This window comes from Roseivirga sp. UBA838, from assembly GCF_002296035.1.
GTDB classification, from domain to species: Bacteria; Bacteroidota; Bacteroidia; order Cytophagales; family Cyclobacteriaceae; genus Roseivirga; species Roseivirga thermotolerans.
In genome coordinates this window covers 39,859-57,231 of record NZ_DBHC01000033.1, presented here as the reverse complement: position 1 = coordinate 57,231, position 17,373 = coordinate 39,859, and the positions used below count along the sequence as shown (strand labels likewise).

The 17,373-nt window shown below is 44.4% G+C and carries 12 protein-coding genes; 3 read left to right on the top strand and 9 right to left on the bottom strand.

All coding sequences use genetic code 11. From position 1 onward, the window contains the following. Positions 1 to 19: 19 nt before the first annotated feature. Both B3O12_RS11385 and purE read left to right on the top strand, forming a co-directional pair. Entirely contained in the window at positions 20 to 1,156 is a 1,137-nt protein-coding gene (locus B3O12_RS11385; RefSeq protein ID WP_286742421.1) for a 5-(carboxyamino)imidazole ribonucleotide synthase, read from the top strand. Further along, positions 1,153 to 1,659 carry a 5-(carboxyamino)imidazole ribonucleotide mutase gene (gene purE / locus B3O12_RS11380; protein ID WP_286742418.1) on the top strand — a complete coding sequence of 169 codons (507 nt, stop codon included), beginning with the start codon at positions 1,153 to 1,155 and terminating at the stop codon, positions 1,657 to 1,659. The genes B3O12_RS11385 and purE overlap by 4 nt, the downstream gene beginning before the upstream one ends. Here the strand turns inward: purE and B3O12_RS11375 are convergent. The 3 genes from B3O12_RS11375 to B3O12_RS11365 all read right to left on the bottom strand — a co-directional run bounded on the left by B3O12_RS11375 (position 1,656) and on the right by B3O12_RS11365 (position 5,758). Then, positions 1,656 to 1,877 (bottom strand): hypothetical protein, encoded by a 222-nt coding sequence (locus B3O12_RS11375; protein ID WP_189629180.1) that lies wholly within the window; start codon positions 1,875 to 1,877, stop codon positions 1,656 to 1,658. The genes purE and B3O12_RS11375 overlap by 4 nt on opposite strands. Positions 1,878 to 2,015: 138 nt before the next feature. After that, positions 2,016 to 5,102: an AsmA family protein gene (locus B3O12_RS11370; protein WP_286742415.1), complete on the bottom strand. Its 3,087-nt coding sequence runs from the start codon at positions 5,100 to 5,102 to the stop codon at positions 2,016 to 2,018. Between the two features lie 119 nt (positions 5,103 to 5,221). Continuing rightward, positions 5,222 to 5,758, bottom strand: a complete 537-nt coding sequence (locus B3O12_RS11365) for a PepSY-associated TM helix domain-containing protein (RefSeq protein ID WP_286742413.1) — start codon at positions 5,756 to 5,758, stop codon at positions 5,222 to 5,224. A 210-nt stretch (positions 5,759 to 5,968) separates the two neighbouring features. On the opposite strand from B3O12_RS11365, the gene B3O12_RS11360 reads away from it, so the two are divergent. Next, positions 5,969 to 6,832 (top strand): hypothetical protein, encoded by an 864-nt coding sequence (locus B3O12_RS11360; protein ID WP_189629177.1) that lies wholly within the window; start codon positions 5,969 to 5,971, stop codon positions 6,830 to 6,832. Between the two features lie 79 nt (positions 6,833 to 6,911). Here the strand turns inward: B3O12_RS11360 and B3O12_RS11355 are convergent, their stop codons facing one another. The 6 genes from B3O12_RS11355 to B3O12_RS11330 all read right to left on the bottom strand — a co-directional run bounded on the left by B3O12_RS11355 (position 6,912) and on the right by B3O12_RS11330 (position 17,370). Beyond that, a complete protein-coding gene (locus B3O12_RS11355) occupies positions 6,912 to 9,137 on the bottom strand; it encodes an OmpA family protein (protein WP_286742409.1) in 2,226 nt (741 codons plus the stop codon). A gap of 87 nt (positions 9,138 to 9,224) precedes the next feature. Beyond that, positions 9,225 to 11,540 (bottom strand): patatin-like phospholipase family protein, encoded by a 2,316-nt coding sequence (locus B3O12_RS11350; protein ID WP_286742407.1) that lies wholly within the window; start codon positions 11,538 to 11,540, stop codon positions 9,225 to 9,227. A 65-nt stretch (positions 11,541 to 11,605) separates the two neighbouring features. Beyond that, positions 11,606 to 12,892 (bottom strand): M23 family metallopeptidase, encoded by a 1,287-nt coding sequence (locus B3O12_RS11345; RefSeq protein ID WP_286756371.1) that lies wholly within the window; start codon positions 12,890 to 12,892, stop codon positions 11,606 to 11,608. A gap of 227 nt (positions 12,893 to 13,119) precedes the next feature. Beyond that, positions 13,120 to 15,144 (bottom strand): protein-disulfide reductase DsbD family protein, encoded by a 2,025-nt coding sequence (locus B3O12_RS11340; RefSeq protein ID WP_286756370.1) that lies wholly within the window; start codon positions 15,142 to 15,144, stop codon positions 13,120 to 13,122. 24 nt (positions 15,145 to 15,168) lie between these two features. Continuing rightward, complete coding sequence (locus B3O12_RS11335) at positions 15,169 to 16,554, bottom strand: dipeptidase (RefSeq protein ID WP_286756369.1); 1,386 nt, start codon at positions 16,552 to 16,554, stop codon at positions 15,169 to 15,171. A gap of 69 nt (positions 16,555 to 16,623) precedes the next feature. Then, positions 16,624 to 17,370: a peroxiredoxin family protein gene (locus B3O12_RS11330; protein WP_286756368.1), complete on the bottom strand. Its 747-nt coding sequence runs from the start codon at positions 17,368 to 17,370 to the stop codon at positions 16,624 to 16,626. Positions 17,371 to 17,373: the final 3 nt, after the last annotated feature.

Below are 17,373 nucleotides of genomic sequence, written 5' to 3'. Positions count from 1 at the left end.
GCTCATTTCTAAAAATATCATGGCCTTCGATTCAAATCTAAAAATTGGAGTTCTTGGTGGCGGGCAATTGGGCCGAATGATGATTCAATCGGCTATTGACTTCAACCTGGACATTCACGTACTTGACCCTGACCCTAATGCTCCCTGCAAATGCATAGCTACAAGCTTTGAAACCGGTTCATTAACCGACTATGAGCGGGTAATGGCTTTTGGCCAGGACAAAGACCTGTTGACCATAGAAATTGAAAATGTAAACACGCAAGCGCTCAGCGAACTGGAAAAGCAGGGAAAGAAGGTATTTCCTCAACCGAGGGTTATAGAGCTTATTCAAAACAAGCTACATCAGAAAAAATTTTATGCCGCCAATGGCATCCCTACTGCGGAATTTCAAGAAGTTTCAGGAGCAGCCGAAGTAGCCCAAAAGAAAGATTTTTTGCCATTTGTGAACAAACTGGCCACTGGCGGATACGATGGGCGTGGTGTACAGGTTATTCGTACAGAAGATGCTTTAGGGAAGGCTTTTGATGCTCCCGGCTTTGTAGAAAAACTGGTCGATTTCGATAAAGAGTTAGCGGTAATTGTTGCCCGCAACGAGGCCGGGCAGGTGCAAACATTCCCTACGGTGGAAATGGTCTTTCATCCGGAACACAACTTGGTAGAATACTTATTTTCACCTGCTTCCATTAGCCCTGAAATTGAAGACCAAGCTCAACAACTCGCTAAGGAGCTCATAGAAAAATTAGATATGGTTGGTCTTTTGGCCATTGAAATGTTTCTTACCAAAGAAGGCCATCTGTTGGTTAATGAAATAGCACCACGAACTCATAACAGTGGCCATCAGACTATCGAGGGCAATGTCACTTCGCAATTCGAACAGCACCTCAGAGCCATACTAAACTGGCCCCTTGGCAACACAGACACTCTCATTCCTTCGGCCATGGTAAACCTGTTGGGAGAAGATGGCTACAGTGGAGAGGCTCGCTATGAAGGTATGGAGCAAGTGCTGGCCAAAAACGGTGTGCATGTGCACCTATACGGAAAAAAATTAACCAAACCTTTTCGAAAGATGGGGCATATAACCGTGGCTAACCACAACATTGACCAACTAAAACAAACCGTTAACTTCGTGAAAAGCACCTTAAAAGTAAAAGCATGAGCCAACCACAAGTAGGAATAATAATGGGCAGCCAGTCAGACCTGAGGGTAATGCGAGATGCTGCTCAGGTATTAGAAGAACTGGGTGTATCGTTCGAACTCACCATTGTTTCGGCCCACCGAACACCAGAACGTATGTTCGATTACGCCAAAGCAGCTCGCCAGAAAGGACTTAAGGCTATTATTGCAGGAGCAGGAGGAGCAGCCCACTTGCCAGGAATGGTTGCCTCACTTACCACTTTGCCTGTTATTGGGGTGCCTGTAAAATCAAGTAACTCCATCGATGGATGGGATTCTGTACTTTCCATTCTTCAGATGCCGGGAGGAGTACCTGTGGCTACGGTGGCCCTGGATGGGGCAAAAAACGCAGGTATTTTAGCAGCCCAAATTGTCGGTGCCTTTGACCAAGACGTTGCCAACAAACTTGATACATACAAAGAAAACCTCAAGGCTAAAGTAGAGGAGAGCATTAGTGCTGTATCCAAAAACGGCTGGAAGGCCTAAAAATCGAACTCCGGCTCGGGCGAGGTATGATGAAAGTCATACCAATATTCATACAAGCTGTATTCGAGAGCATCGCTAACAAAGCCCTCGGCTGTGTTGAATGAAAGCGTGCTCGACTCGGGCAAAAACTCTCTGATTTTAATGGCCTGATCGAACGGAAGCCGTGATATGAGCACATAACCGGTGCCTAAGTCTATATGTGGGTTTACCTTTTCCATTTATTATGCAAGCATAACAGTTTTATGGAATAAGATTGATAATGAGCTATTTAAGATTTTGTTAAGTTGACGAAAGCCAATATTAAGCTTCCGTCAACTCTAACTTTAGGTTGTAACTTTTATCTACTGAAGGTCGTCTTAGCGGTTGTCTCCACCTCCCTTATTGTCTTTATTATCTTTCTTCTTTTTCTTGAGAATACCTTCTAACACTCCTTTGGCTTTCTCCCTTACATCTTCAAGCTTTTTATCTACGGAGTCCTTTTCAACCCCTAACTTTCCGGCAGTCAATCTGGCCAGGCTATCCTTTTTCACCTGCAACAGGCTATCGGCCTTGGCCTTCAAGGTATCTTTTTTTGCTTCGATCACATTCTTGGCCGAATCTTTAGCTACATCTACTTTATTCTGAACCTCTTTTTTTACCTCCTCCTTCTTCTCTGCCACTTTATCGGCTACCGCTTCTTTCACCGTATTTTCAACGGTTTTACCATTGGAAGAGGCAATACTCTTTAGTGTAAACTGAGGTTTTGCAAACTGGCCTGCCATTCCCACATTGAGTATTAGGTTATCGCCTCCCAAAGGGTTATTGCCTCCGGTAAGAGACGACACCAGACTATTAAGTTGTGCTCCCACCTTACCGGCCGGCACATTCATACGCAAAACATAGTCTATGGAGCCATCGATACCCGTACTGCCCGATATGGTTGTTTTATACTGTCCCAGGTTTACATCGAAGGGCTTTACATGCAAGCGTCCGTCTTTAATTTCAGCACTCATCTTCACTCGCTCTAGCGTGGCAGCTCCAATATCGCCAAGCTTGGTTACAGAAGCCAAACCCGCTAATACTTCCGATTCGCCCAAACTTGCCTGTAAAACCTGAATAAGCCCCTCTCCTGTCAAAGTAGAATAATCGGGCATCATATCGGCACCTAAGGCTCCCTTAATAGAGAAGTCCGTGGAGAACTGCCCTGTCATTTTCTCGGTAACGGGAGCCAGTTTTTGCACCATATCTACACTTTGAAATGAAGATGGAATGGAAATTCCTGCGGCTCCGAACTTGAAATCGAAGACAGGTTTGGCGGGTTTGCTATCGTACAGACCATTGGCCGTTACTGTTCCATTAAGTGCGTTGAAGCCTGAATTTTTTAGGCTAATCGCACCATTTTTGACTTCAATTTGTCCCACCATGTTGTTCAGGTTAAGGCTGTTGTACTTTACCTGACCTACTTTGGCTGTGAGATTGAATAGTACGTTTTCCGGAATTCGCACAACTTCAAGAGGTTCATCGCCCGATGTAGTTTGCTCTTCTTCTCCGCTTTCTGTCATCCATTCATTCACATCCAGCCTGTCGGCTTCTACATTAAGTCTACCGGACAAGACTTCATGATTTAGGGCAAAACCAAGAAAATTCTCCAGCTTACCACTCATGCTATAACTGGTAGAGCCGGCTTTGCCAACATAATTGGTCAATGCAATGGAGTTATTGTCGAAGCGAGCCTCTGCGCTGCTAATACTAATTTCCTGCTCTATCCCCTCGCCTTCATAGGCAAAACCGGTAAGTATTATTTGGCCCGAAGTAGGCAAGCTACTGTAGCGCTCGGCCTGCAAATCGCTCATTCGGCCACTACTTTGCAAATCGGTTTCAATCTTCCCTTTCAGCTTCATCCCTTCCATAGGATAAAGCGCCATTAATTTCTCTAAATCCAGTGAACCTGAAGATCTCACATCCCATTTAAAATTATCCGGATTTTCTAGTTTCATCTGAGCCACAAACTCCTGACCATCCATTTGTAATGAGAGGTTGTCGACTTTTATTTCGGTATCCGCCAGTTTGCCTGTCTTGTTGGTAACACCGGCTAAAAGCACTAATTTTTCCACAGGCGCAGGCACCTCTGGTGTCTTGATGTAGCCATTTTCCAGGCTCAAGCCAATATCCATTAGCGGGACTTGCTTTTTCAGACTATCGTAAATACCCGAAGCATCGGCTTTAATAGAGAGTAGCCCCCTTAGCTCATAGCCTTTCATGGGGTAATATCTTCCAATTTCAGCCAAATTAAGTTGCCCGTCTACAGAAGCCTTCATTCGGTAGTCTTTCAGGTTTTCAACCACCAGCGAGGCATCTAACGGGTTCGACCCCATTTCCAAATGCAATGTTTCCAGATCTACTCGGGTATTCTCGACAACCCCGTCAGGGTTGCTTACACCAAGTTTTACCTTAACGTTCTTTATGGCATCGGGCAAATCGGGATAATGAAAATAGCCGTTGTCAATAGCCAAATTGAAATGAAAGGCCGGCATGCTACTTTCATTGTAAACACCTTTCAGCTCGCCATCGAAATTAAGTCTTCCTGTAGCCTCTAATTCGTTGAAAGAATTGGAATATACAGCCGGCACGAGAGATAGAAGTTGTTTGAATTCGGCTCCGGGAGAAGCAAAGGAGAGATCCATTCCGTAGCCATCTTCTAACATAGAAAACGAGCCACTGGCCGAAATGGGAAATGTATTTACTTTGAGCACATTGTCTTTGAAGGTATAGGTAGAGTTTGGCAAATCCATAGAAAGAACCACATCCAGATCGACCGACTTGTTATGCAAGTAGTCTATTCCTTCATAGGTAACCTCAACATCTCCAATCGTTCCGGTGGTCTTCAGGTCGAAAATATCATTGGCAAAATCGCCCTCGCCTTTCACGTTAATATCCGCCAGCTGCATAAAGTAAGATAGGCCCTGATCAAAGTAAACAAACTCACTATTACTGATGGTAATGGAGCGCAAACCAAAAGTAACTCCTTCACCATCGCCTGTTTCTTCAGCTGGAATTTCCTCCGTAGTTGCCTTTGCGATGTCGTAGTTGGCCGTACCATCTTCTAAAACAATGATGGTAATGTCGGCACCATCGGCCATTATAGACTTAAGGCTTATGCTTTCTCCGAACATTACTTCTTTAAGATTGACAGTGGCAGAAAGCTCTTGTACTTTGAAGAGTGTATCCTGATCAAAGACTCCTTTTCCAATAATGCCCATATCAGATAGTGAAAGAGTGAAATCAGGGAAGTTCCTTAGTAGGGAAAGGTTAAAGTCATCAAAATATAGTGTGGCCTCCGTATTTTTCTCAAACTCACTAATGATGAGTGCCTTAATTTTATCTTTAAAAAAGACCGGAACGAGTAGCAGGGCCACAAAAAGCACTAAAATAAAACCCAACAGAATCTTAAAAACCTTCTTCATAATTCAACCTTAATAACGCGAAAGCAATTTAGCGATATTCGGGTGCTGCCACCAGAAAGTTTAAATACTTCAAGATTTATTAATGAGAAGTAAAGAAGCAAACCTCTCCAAACGGCAGATTAGCCCTTCGCTTTTATGTTTCTGATTCGCTTAGGCCCATACCAGAGCCACAAACCAGTAACTATAAGAAAAACCAGTCCAATACCCAGTATGTTCATAGAAATGAGCTTAAAAAAGTCGGAGACAATAGATCCGTCATGAATGTGCTCTATCCAGTCGGAGTGACGTTTGGCCACAGAAAGAATTTCCAGGTTTGTAGCATCTACCTGCACTTCCCAGCTACCGCTATCAAAGATCACCTTGGCAATACCCTTACCGGGGCGGTACTCAATCCGGTCGAAATTATCGGCCGTGAGCCCAAGAGAATCTACGGCTGCCAAAGAGGCTTTGGCCAAGGCTTCTACCGACTGATAGTTTTCGAGCGACTGGTTTACTCCTTTTTGAGTAGGCGGTTGTAGCAAAGCAATGTCTTTCTTCCACCCCAGTAAAATGCCGGTAATTGCGGAAAGCAATAAGAAGAGAGCCAGCACCAGCCCTATCCATTTATGAATTTTGCGGTAACTCCTGAGTGATTTCGAAAGCTTTTGAGACGCCATAATTAAAGGAGCGCAATAACTGTAAAATCCAGAATGAGCGCAAGTAGATTTATATGTTAACAGTTAGTTAACATATAGCCTCTCTTACTGACAAAAACCTATGATATGTCGGGCATTTTTTCCAAAAAGTTGCTTAATGTTAATTTAATGTTAACTTTGTATTAATCACAGTTTACATGAGCTACTCAAAACCAGTGCGCAGACAGAGACATGAAGAGGTTGGTGTACATATGGCTTTCTACGTTTATCCTAAGTTCGGGCTTAGGACAAGACCTTTCATGTAAACTGATAGAAAACAGCCCCAAGACCTCTCAGCAACTGCTTCAGTTTTTAGCACTTACCGGTTCAGAAGAAGACTCGGCCATTCTCCAATCATTCGATAGGCTGATTGAACGACTGGAGCGGGTTGAAACTCGAAAAAAGACCGACTACGCGTTTCTAAAGGCACTCTTTTACCGCACTCATTCGGGTATTCTCAAAGAGTACGACAGACTGGCAACCATGAATCAGACGCTGTCTAACGGTAAGTTTGGTTGCCTGACCGGCACTGCGGTTTATGCGCTTTTGCTGGAACATTTCGGTTACGACTACCAGATTATTGAATTGCCCAACCATGTATTCATTCACCTCACGGTCGATGATCATTCGTATGTCTATGAGTCGACATTACCCATGAGTGGTTTCCGTAAAACCTCAGTAGAATTGGAGAAACTTTTGGAACAACCATGGGTCAATCATCGTAGAATAAGCCAGTTGAGTACGGTTGGAGACTGGTTCGAAAACTTCGAGGTAATACCGGGGCAACAGTACAAAACCATCAACCTTCAGCAACTAGCAGGCTTACAATATTTCAACGAGTCTGTGAAACACTACCTGGCTAAAGATTACATCACAGCAATGGAAATGGTTATGACGGGTTACGATCTGTATCCATCAGAAAGAAACGAAAAACTTATGCAACTGATTATTAACAAGATTTTGAAGTACGACATGATTAAGGAGGAGGTAAAAAATCAGTATCTGGAAAAATATGTACGCTTCGTAAAGCGACAAAAAATATCTCAAACAAAATAAGTATCTCATCCCAGATACTATCCCTAATTCAAATACATGCTTACAAAAAAGCCCTTCTGGTAAAGAAGGGCTTCTATTTCTATTCCAGTTTCAGAATTTTGAACTCTACTCTTCGGTTAAGCGCTCTACCCGCCCTGGTGCGGTTAGAAGCTATAGGTATTGTTTCGCCATACCAAACAAACCTCAACCGGTCTTCATCTATACCCAAGGTGGCTAACCCCTTTCTTACAGCCTCTACGCGTCTATAAGAAAGATCCACATTGTATTCATCTGTTCCGTAACTGTCGGTATGACCAGCCAACTCTACAATGGCGTTGGGGTAATCATTCATAAACTTAGCCAGATTTCGCATCTCTATCCACGATTGCTCCTTGAGCAAGTCTTTGTCGAAGTCGAAAAACACATTGCGGATGATGAACGACTTACCTACTGCGGCCTTTACAATCTCAGGAGTAGCATATACGGTTGGAGTGGCTACATTAGAAAGTATCGCATTTTGGCTTAGCTCGGGCAAACCAAGTTCTCTGCGCTGGGCGTTAAGTACCTCAAACGTATCGCGCTTAATTTCGGGAAGAGCCAATGTAATGGCCACTGCTTTGACCACATCTTGCGGCACTGCTATTGGTTCGCCAAGAGCTATCTGGGCACTATCGAGGTCTAGCCTGTCTAACGATACTGCATACACATTGAGGTCGGAAACATCGAGCAAGTCGATGGTACTTCCTACAGGAATATAACCGGGAATCTCTGCCCTGTAACTATAAATTTCATCTGCAGGAAGTTCAATGCAGTAATTGCCTCCCGCATCGGTTCTTACTCTTCCTACTTCTACTCCATCTCGTAGCCTGGAAAATACAACCTCTGCATCGAGAGGCTCCTGTGTATCGGGATCCACAATTCGGCCACACAGTGACACCAGCCTGATTTGGCGTGTAACCAATGGCAAGGTAAAAGAATGGATGTCCAGATCGTTGCCTTCTACTTCGCGACAGAAATAGCCAAAGCCACCATTTTTGGGTATGAACAAAAACATATCGTCCACCTCGGTGTTGATCACCGGCCCCAGGTTTTCAGGTTCTGTCCAGCTCTGCCAGGAGTTATCGAGCCTTCGGGTCATAAACAGGTCTTTCTTACCGTAGCCACTATGCCCGTTAGAGGTAAAAATAAGCGTCTTTTTGTCTGGCATGAGAAATGGCCCTTCCTCTTCTCCTGCCGTATTGATTACCGGCCCCATATGTACGGGTTCTGTCCAAACACCATCTTTTTGAAGGAAACTCACATACAAATCGCGCTGCCCTTCTGTACCCCGGCCTTCTTCTGAAATAATAAGCACCTCACTGTCGGGGGTCAGCCAGAAGTTCACATTTTCATGTACGTTCAGGTCATTATAAATCTTAAGGTTTTGCGGGTAAGTCCAGGTTCTTTTGTCTATTCTTCTGCTTTTGGATAGCCCATAATTCATGCCTCCCTTTAAATATTCATTACCGAGAATAATGAGCTCCTCATCTTCCTGAAGAAAGGCACTTATAAAGTTGGGATCCAGGTTGTTTAGAGGCTCTCCAATGTTAAAGGCCAGACCCCAATCTTGAGTATTCTTATCAAAGTCGGAATACCAAATATCTTCCAGATCATCAAGACCACCAACATTACCTTCGTGGCCTCTCCGGCTAAAGTACAGGGTTTGTCCATCTTTGGTGAGCAAGGGCTTAATCTCTCGTTTATCACTGTTCACCAAATCGTTCAATCGGTATACCTGAAGCTTGGTGTTGATGTTGGGCATCAGGTTAATTCTGGCTTCAATAGGGGTTTTAGAATTAGAAATTCCAATGCAGTCTATATCGCTAAACCCATCAATGGCAGCCCCGTTGAGCACCACCTTTACAGCCGCTACATTGTATGGCGTTTTGTCGATAAAAATACGGAACATGCGCCAACGCTCACGCACAGGCCCGGCCGGCTTGTCGTACACTTTGTATTCATTGCCCTGCTGATCGTATAAAAATACGGTTGTAATTGCTCCGGGATTGTAAGTTTCGCCAATGGCTATCTGCTCTATGGGCATGGGTAAATCAAAACCTACCTTAATAAATTCTACCGTATTAGGTTTGTAGGGTCTCCAGGCATTGGGATTGCTGCCACCGGAAGGTAGAATGTTTGGTTTGAGAAGAGCTTGCCTGGCAGAGTTTTCCAACTCTGTAAATTCAGAGGACACCTGTTCTACCCGAGTGGCCCATTGCACGGTGGTTTGGGCACTCAACGACAAAAAAGTGCTAACTATGAATAGTAGGCTTAGGTAGTGTCTCATGGTGAGTCGCGCGTCTGAGCGCAATCCAATATTAACCAAATTTAAAGATAACTAACTTTGCCTGCTGTCACAATTCAAAAAATATAGCTAATCGTGGGACTTTTGGTTGAAAATGAGGTAGCCGAATGAAAGCATCAATCCCACGGGAGCGCTATTCCCTTCAATGTAGTTGAGCCGCAGGCTTATTGGGCCGGGGATGGCTTCATAGACAAAAGCCAACATACCTTTAATGCGAGGCTTTACGAAACCCACATCCACAACAGCCTCCTGATTTACATCTGCAATTTGACGGTAGGGTACAAAGGCATAAAGTTCTGCGCGGACACTAAGACTTCGGCCCAAACCATAGAGGTGTCTCATTCCGGTAGCCACATATCCGGGGGCTCGAAAATCTTCCAGAAAAAAGGTCTTGGAATCGAACATAGGCTCAAACGATGGAACATAGAGCTGCGTAGCATGGTAGTTCCTTAGTGGCCGAATGGTTGAATAAGAGCTTTCCACCATCCACCCGAAAGTGTAGCGAGAGGTTACCTGACTATATTCCTCAAAACTCAACTGAAAAGTGAGCCAGCTACGGCCAGATCGATAGGTAACCGGGTTGCTTGGATTATACAGTGTTGAGGTGGAACCGGGCATATAGTCGAACGTAGCATTGATGTATTTTAACGATGCATAAAACCGGGAGCCCACAGTAGCGAACTGTTTTTTGTTCAGACTATTTCTCTCATAAGCCAGCTTACTCCTAAACCCTGTAAGCTCTAGCCTGTCGAGCAGGGCATCGGAAGAAACACCGGGCGTATTGCTATACGCATCACGATTGCGCAACAGTCCATCTTCTAATGTCACCACACTTCGCTGGCCGGTACCAATACCCAACACAACGCCCAGTCTTCGATCGATGCGATCGAGTACTAAAGGTTGAACCGACTCATCGAAAAAGTCTTCCGTACTCAGGTAATCCCAGTGGTTGTATTGAAAGTTTGGTTCTACAAAGAATCGGGTCTTAGGATTGACATTAAACCGTGTTGCCAGGTTCAGGCTCTCATAAAACCGCCCGGTAGAAGCCAACATTCGGTAGGTGTTTAGCTTTTTGTTGAAGGAATTCAATTCGGCACCCACCTGCAAAGTACTTACCTGCCGGGTAGATATGTTCCCTCCAAAATCTATGGTCAGTGAATTTTTGGCCGTGGGTTTAAGATAGAGCTCAAGTACATATTGACCGTTGGTTTCATTGTAGGCAAAATTGGGGTAAATGTGCTTGAAATATGGTTCAGAAACCAGTTGAAAATAGGCTCTACTCACCTGGGTGATAGACTGGGGTCCATCGTCAAAATCAATGAGTTTGCGAATAAACTTCTGCTGGTCTGTGGTAAAACCAAAGAGCTTTAACTCACCGAACGAATAGGGCTTAAAGGCATTATGAAAGTCTCTTCTGGCAATAGTGAGTTTTATTGGGTCTCTTCGCCCCTGCACTTTTTGTCTTAGCTCAGGCAAACTCCTTATGGTTGCCGAATAGCCCGAGTCTATGAGCGCTTCCACCTTATCAAAATCTACCGCGGTATATTGTTCAATACTTGGCTCCAGATAAACATCCCCTTCCTTGATTACCGAAGGATCTGTTTTATCCAGAAACATAAACAACAAGGCGTCATTTAAAATCTCTTCATCCTTGTCAAAAGGATAGGTTTCACTCAATTTAGTGGCCACATTGCTTCCAATGACCACATCGGGCGCAAAATGCTCTTTCATAATATCGACCGGGAAATTGTCATATATGCCTCCATCGAACAGATACTGATTTTCATTTTTAATCGGTCGGTAAAAAAAGGGCACCGCCATTGAAGAGCGAACGGCCTTCATAAGCGAACCCGAGTCGAGAGCCAGAGTACGCTGGGTAAACACATCGGCTGCAATGGCGCGATACGGCACCAATAGCTTGTTGAAGTTAAAGCCTGAAGCCTGAGCAGCCTGGCTAAGGTATTCATTGAGCACAAAGTTAATAATGAGGTCGTTTGCCAACGGGGTGTTAAGTTGAGGCCCTGTTTGAGGGTCGAGAATCAAATCGAGCGAAATCCACGAGGCGTTGTCTTCCGCCCGTGTATAGTTGTACTGGTAGCGCTCGGTAGAAGTTCCCTGAACCCAATTTTGAAAAGCCGGGTCTTTTACGATCATTTCAATTTCATCGGGGCTATAGCCAGCTGCATAAAAAGCCCCCACCACTGCCCCCATAGAGGTGCCCACTATATAATCGATTGGAATGTGATTTTCTTCAAGGGCTTTAATGACCCCAATGTGTGCCAATCCCTTGGCTCCGCCTCCACTCAACACCAGACCTACCTTTTGTTGTTGAGCCAACAGGTTGGAGCACAGGAAAATCAAGCCAATGACACAAGCCCTCTTCATGTCTCGAATAAACAAAAAAAGCAGGGCAATGCACCCTGCTCTGTTCTAAGTTTAGATTAATTTTTTTAGTTACTGGCCGAAATACCTTTGCTACCCCAGGTTTTAGGAATATCGTTGAGTTTCTTATTGGTGAGAGAAACCACCGCCTCAAATGGAATTTTATGCTCGGCCTTCAGTGGTGTTTCGGCAGGTAATTCTTCTCTTAAGAAGTCTACCTGAACCCCTCGTTTCCAGAACCTGAAACATAGGTGGTAGCCTGTGGCCAAACCTGTTTTACCTACATAACCAATTACATCTCCCTTTCTTACTTTATCTCCTCGCTTGTACTTACCAAATTTACTCATGTGCAAATACCCGGTTGTGTAGGTGCCATTATGCTTTATTTTTACATAGTTGCCATTGCCCTTGGTAAACCCTCTTTCAATGATTACTCCATCTCCGGCCGCTTTGATAGGTGTGCCCCTATCGGCCGCAAAATCAGTTCCCAGATGAGGTGTTCTACGCTTGAGCACCGGGTGAAATCTGTTCGGGTTATATCGGCTGGAAATTCTTGAGTATTCCACAGGGAAGCGAAGAAAAGCCTTTTGTGCGCTCATGCCTTCTTCATCAAAGTAGTTCAATCCATCTCCCTGATCGTAGGCATAAGTCATGTAGGAATTGCCCCTGTGATTAAATTCAGCACCAATAATATTACCTATACCCACGGGCTGGCCATCAACCACCCGCTCTTCATAAATTACCTTAAACCAATCGCCCTTAAACAAAGCTCTCATATCAAGCTGCCAACCATACAAATCGGCCATTGCATTGACAAGGGCAGGAGACCCACCCTGCTCTCTAATGGCATGGTCTAACGATACTGTAATAAGTCCTGACATGGTTTTTTCAACCACTTCTACCTGCCGCTCTTCCTTAAATACCGCCAGAGAATCATCTAGCTGATAGATTACATACTCCAAATCGTTGGGTTCATACACAAAGTAGGATGCTCTTTTTATGGAGTCGTTGGTATAAAAAATGGTATAGGGTTTGCCAACTACCAGATTGCGAACGCTATGAACTGTTTTGGAAATACGATCGATGGTGAAAATATCCTGATTGCTCAGATTGAAGGGAAACAACAAATCGGCAAAAGTCTGATTTCTTCTAATTCTCCCTTCCTCAATCTCAAAAAGGTCTAATGGTATGCCAAACTTAAACTGAGGCTCTTTAGCTTCTTCTACAAGCTCCTCTGCGGATAAATCCGTTTCTTCTGCCTCTAACCCCCTGTTTTTCTGTGTTTTAAACACTAATAATGCTGCAACAACCAATACTGCTACTGCCCCTGCCACTCCGGCAAATCGTTTATTCATTGACCTATCGTTTTGAGCTTAACGTCAAAGTAAAGCATTTCTGTTTGAATGTAGAAAAAAAGTATAGGAAGTAATACTTTTTAGTATTGACCCTTAGGCTGTTAAGCAACCCTAAGCACCGGGTATATGGCGCTTTTTTAGAAACTGTACCTCAAAAAACATCGGACTAATTATAGTCGATTACCGTTTGTTTGCTTCAACATGCACTGAATTTTGCCAAAAGGCACTTAGTCATCAAGAGTAGTGCTCGATGCCGCAGTGGCACTCATTCTTCTGGCAAACTCAGCCTTGCCTTTGTCCAGAAAGTCTACAAAATTTTCAACGTCCGGATCGTAAGACAATGGAGCTACCAAAGGCTGTTCGTTGGTATCGAGCAACACATAATATGGCTGGGCATTTCCATTGAATTTGGTGATTTGAAAGTCGAAGTTCTGTTTGCCAATGGTCTTTTTAACCTTACCATCGAAAGAGGACGTGTACCATTCCGATTCGGGCAGCTCGGTTTTGTCATCTACATACAAGGCCAGCACCACATAATCTTGCTTTAGCCGCTCTAAAACTGGATTGGCAGACCACACGTTTTGCTCCATCTTACGACAGTTTACACAACCATGGCCTGTGAAGTCTATAAATATGGGCTTGTTTACTTCTCTGGCAAACTCCAGCGCCTGTTCATAGTCGAAAAAGCCTCTCAGGTTGTGCGGAAGCTCCAGAAAGTCGGCATATTTTACTACACCGTCAAAGCCTACCGGTGCCACCTCTACTACCTCAGGTGCTTCTTCCAATCCAAGGGTAACCGCAAAGGAAAAGTCTTTCTGTTTTTCGGGAGGAAGATACCCCGCCAAACCACTGAGTGGTGCTCCTCTAAAGCCCTGAAACAGATATACCGCAAAGGCCAGCGATATACTGGCCACCGCCAACCGCAATGGATGAAGCTTCTTTACTTTGCTATCGTGCGGAAAGCGAATAATGCCTAATAAATACAAGGTGAGCCCTAGTGCCAACACAAACCAAATGGCTATGTAAATTTCACGATCGAGCAAGCCCCAATGATAGGCCTGATCTGCCACACTGAGAAACTTGAACCCAAGGCCTAGCTCAATAAAACCCAGCACTACCTTTACCGAGTTGAGCCATCCGCCAGACTTGGGCAACTCTTTGAGCATACCCGGAAAAAAGGCGAACAACGTAAATGGTATAGCAAAGGCGGTAGAGAAGCCCAACATACCTACCAATGGCTTTATCTTAGCCCCCTGAAAAGACTCTATCAGAACCGTACCTACAATGGGGCCGGTGCAAGAAAAAGACACCAACACCAGGGTAAACGCCATAAAGAACACCCCTAAAAAGCCTCCCTTATTGGCTTTCTTGTCCATCTTATTGACAAATCCGGTTGGTAGATTAATTTCGAAGTAGCCAAAAAACGATATGGCAAAAATCACGAATACGATAAAGAACAGGCTATTGGCTATGGCTCCGGTGGCCAAATCGTTGGCAATACCGGCTCCAAAGAAGCTACTAAAGATAAGCCCCACCAGAATATAAATGAGAATAATAGAGATTCCGTAAGAGGCCGCTTTTAATCTGGCCTTGGCTCTTGACTGGGTGCTGTTGGTAAAAAAGGCCACAGTCATGGGAATCATAGGGAAAACACAAGGGGTTAAAAGGGCAGCCAAACCAAAGAGAAAAGCCGCCAAAAAGAATCCCCAAAGCGAACCACCATCATCGGTCTGCAAAAGCGCACTATAATCTCCCTCAGCCTGTTGATCTTCACCACTTATTACTTTTATAAAATTGAAGTCGAAATCGGCATAGCCGGGTATGCATTGCCCATCTATATCGGTACAAGTCTGAAATGAAAGTGTTCCGGAAATGTTGAGATCTTTCTTCAGCACCCTTACCTTTTGCCTAAATTCACCCTTACCTTCAAAGTAGGTCACATCTGCTTCCCAAATGTTATCGAACTTCTTTTTGGCATCAATGGGAATGAGGTCTCCAATCACTTCAAAACTGTCGTTATCCTCATATATGGCTTCTGTTACCATTGGCCCTACGTCAGGATCTATATCACTAGAGTAGAGGTACCAATTGTCTATTATTTTCACCTTAAAAATAAGCTCTATTACTTCTCCGGTTTGCACCTCGGTTTTGGAGGCATCGAAGGTCCAGTTGGTGGTAATCTTGAGCTGAGCCCAAGATTGGCTAAAAGCCATGAGCCCGACTATAACAAAAAGTAACTTTAGCTTATTCATAGGTGTAAATTAGTGGCTGATTCATTAACGCATCTCTGCAAAATACTTGTAGAACAGCGGAATAGTTTCAATTCCTTTATAATAATTGAAAAGTCCGTAGTGTTCATTGGGCGAGTGGATGGCGTCTGAGTCGAGGCCAAAGCCCATGAGCACGGTCTTGCTACCCAGTATTTGCTCAAACAAGGCTACAATAGGAATGGAACCTCCGCCTCTAAAAGGAACCGGCTCTTTGCCAAATGTTTCTTTCATTGCTCTTGCGGCAGCCAGATAGGCGGGTGAGTCGGTTGAGGTAACAGCCGGCAAGGCTCCATGATGAGGCCTTACTTCTACACTAACTGATGGAGGTGCAATTGACTCAAAGTGGTTTTTGAACAACTCGGTGATCTTATCCGGGTCTTGATGTGGCACCAATCGCATAGAAATTTTAGCATATGCCTTCGAGGCAATCACGGTTTTGGCTCCCTCTCCGGTATATCCTCCCCAAATTCCGTTCACATCTAAGGTAGGGCGAATGGAAGCTCTCTCCATGGTACTGTAGCCTTCTTCTCCCTCCACATCTTTCAACCCTATAGACTTTTTGTAGGCTTCCAGATTAAAGGGGGCTCTGGCCATGGCAGCTCTTTCTTCGGCAGTGAGTTCCAGCACATCGTTATAAAACCCGGGTATATTAATACGCTTCTTTTCATCTTTGAGTGACGCAATCATCTCGGCCAAAACATTGATGGGATTAGGAACTGCCCCGCCATACAGGCCTGAGTGTAAATCGCGATTAGGACCGGTAACCTCTACCTCCAGGTAGCTCAGTCCTCTGAGCCCTACCGTAATAGAGGGTACATCATTGGCAATAATTCCGGTATCGGAAACCAATACAATATTATTGGCCAGCATTTGTTGGTGCTCCCGAAGAAAAACCTCCAAATTATCAGAGCCCACCTCTTCTTCACCTTCAATAATGAACTTTACGTTGCAATCTAATTCTCCGGCCGCCATCATGGCTTCAAAGGCCTTAATATGCATGTACATCTGGCCTTTATCATCGCATGCTCCGCGGGCAAAAATGGCTCCTTCCGGGTGGATATCCGTCTTTTTAATTACGGGCTCAAAAGGAGGTGAATCCCAAAGGTGTAAGGGATCGGGCGGTTGCACATCGTAGTGCCCGTAAACCAACACTGTGGGTGCCGAACTACTTACAGACTTTTCTCCATATACAATCGGATGCCCCTTTGTTTCATACAGTTCGGCCTTATCGGCCCCGGCTGCCTTTAATTTTTCCTGAATATATTCGGCTGCTTTTTTTACATCGGCCTTGTGGCGGCTGTCTGCACTAACTGAAGGGATTCGAAGTAGCTCCAACAGTTCGGTTAAAAACCGGTCTTTATGTTGGTTGATAAAGTCTTGTGTTGCACTCATATAAATCGTCCGTTTGAGTGCAATTTAATGGATTAACAAAGAAATAACAGACCAATGGTCACAAGATTATCATTGGCCGAGAGCGTCTTTGAGGCGTTTGCGCAAAGTATACTTAAGCCCCGGAAAATAGCCTTCCTGAGAAAAGATTACTTTTCCGTTGGGGTCGAGCAGCAAATGGGTAGGATAGCTGGTTACACCGTAAGAATGAGCCACCCTTCGACCATTTGGCAACAGCTCATAGTTGAAGGCGTGTTGCTCTAAAAACTTTGTGATACGTTCGGGGTTATCCAGTCCGATAGCCAAAAAGTTGATTCCCTTAGGTTTAAACTCTTCCACTAACTCATTCAACTCGGGCATTTCCATAATGCAGGGTTTGCAAGCTGCAAACCAAAAATTGAGGAGTACATACTGCCCTTTAAAATCTTGTAGGTTGATGGAATTTCCCTCTAAATTTTTCAGTGTAAAATCAGGAGCTTTTTTGTTGAGCATAAAGTCGCTCCCCTTCATTTTTTCGAACGTACTGATTTTGGCTTGTCTGGCTTCTTCGCTGGCCACTTCAAAAACAGCAGCTTTGGGTGTTCCGTGAGCATCTACATAGAAGGCGGTCATCAGGTCCACGCTCATAAAGTGCTGCATAAACTCGGACGAAGGTACTTTGGTACCATCGTGCAAGTAAGCTTCCAAAGCCGTGATGTCTATTTGAACATTTCGTTTGCTGTCAAGCCGCTTCCACTCCTTGTTAAGAAAGTCGTAGTCTTGGGCCTGAACAAATACCGGAAGGATAAGTGTAAAAATGAGCAGATATATAATTCTCATACG

Coding starts and splice junctions, on each gene's coding strand:
- B3O12_RS11375 (WP_189629180.1), bottom strand. CDS start 1,877: ATGGAAAAGGTAAACCCACATATAGACTTAGGCACCGGTTATGTGCTC.
- B3O12_RS11345 (WP_286756371.1), bottom strand. CDS start 12,892: ATGAATAAACGATTTGCCGGAGTGGCAGGGGCAGTAGCAGTATTGGTT.
- B3O12_RS11385 (WP_286742421.1), top strand. CDS start 20: ATGGCCTTCGATTCAAATCTAAAAATTGGAGTTCTTGGTGGCGGGCAA.
- B3O12_RS11335 (WP_286756369.1), bottom strand. CDS start 16,554: ATGAGTGCAACACAAGACTTTATCAACCAACATAAAGACCGGTTTTTA.
- B3O12_RS11365 (WP_286742413.1), bottom strand. CDS start 5,758: ATGGCGTCTCAAAAGCTTTCGAAATCACTCAGGAGTTACCGCAAAATT.
- B3O12_RS11360 (WP_189629177.1), top strand. CDS start 5,969: ATGAAGAGGTTGGTGTACATATGGCTTTCTACGTTTATCCTAAGTTCG.
- B3O12_RS11350 (WP_286742407.1), bottom strand. CDS start 11,540: ATGAAGAGGGCTTGTGTCATTGGCTTGATTTTCCTGTGCTCCAACCTG.
- B3O12_RS11330 (WP_286756368.1), bottom strand. CDS start 17,370: ATGAGAATTATATATCTGCTCATTTTTACACTTATCCTTCCGGTATTT.
- B3O12_RS11355 (WP_286742409.1), bottom strand. CDS start 9,137: ATGAGACACTACCTAAGCCTACTATTCATAGTTAGCACTTTTTTGTCG.
- B3O12_RS11340 (WP_286756370.1), bottom strand. CDS start 15,144: ATGAATAAGCTAAAGTTACTTTTTGTTATAGTCGGGCTCATGGCTTTT.
- purE (WP_286742418.1), top strand. CDS start 1,153: ATGAGCCAACCACAAGTAGGAATAATAATGGGCAGCCAGTCAGACCTG.
- B3O12_RS11370 (WP_286742415.1), bottom strand. CDS start 5,102: ATGAAGAAGGTTTTTAAGATTCTGTTGGGTTTTATTTTAGTGCTTTTT.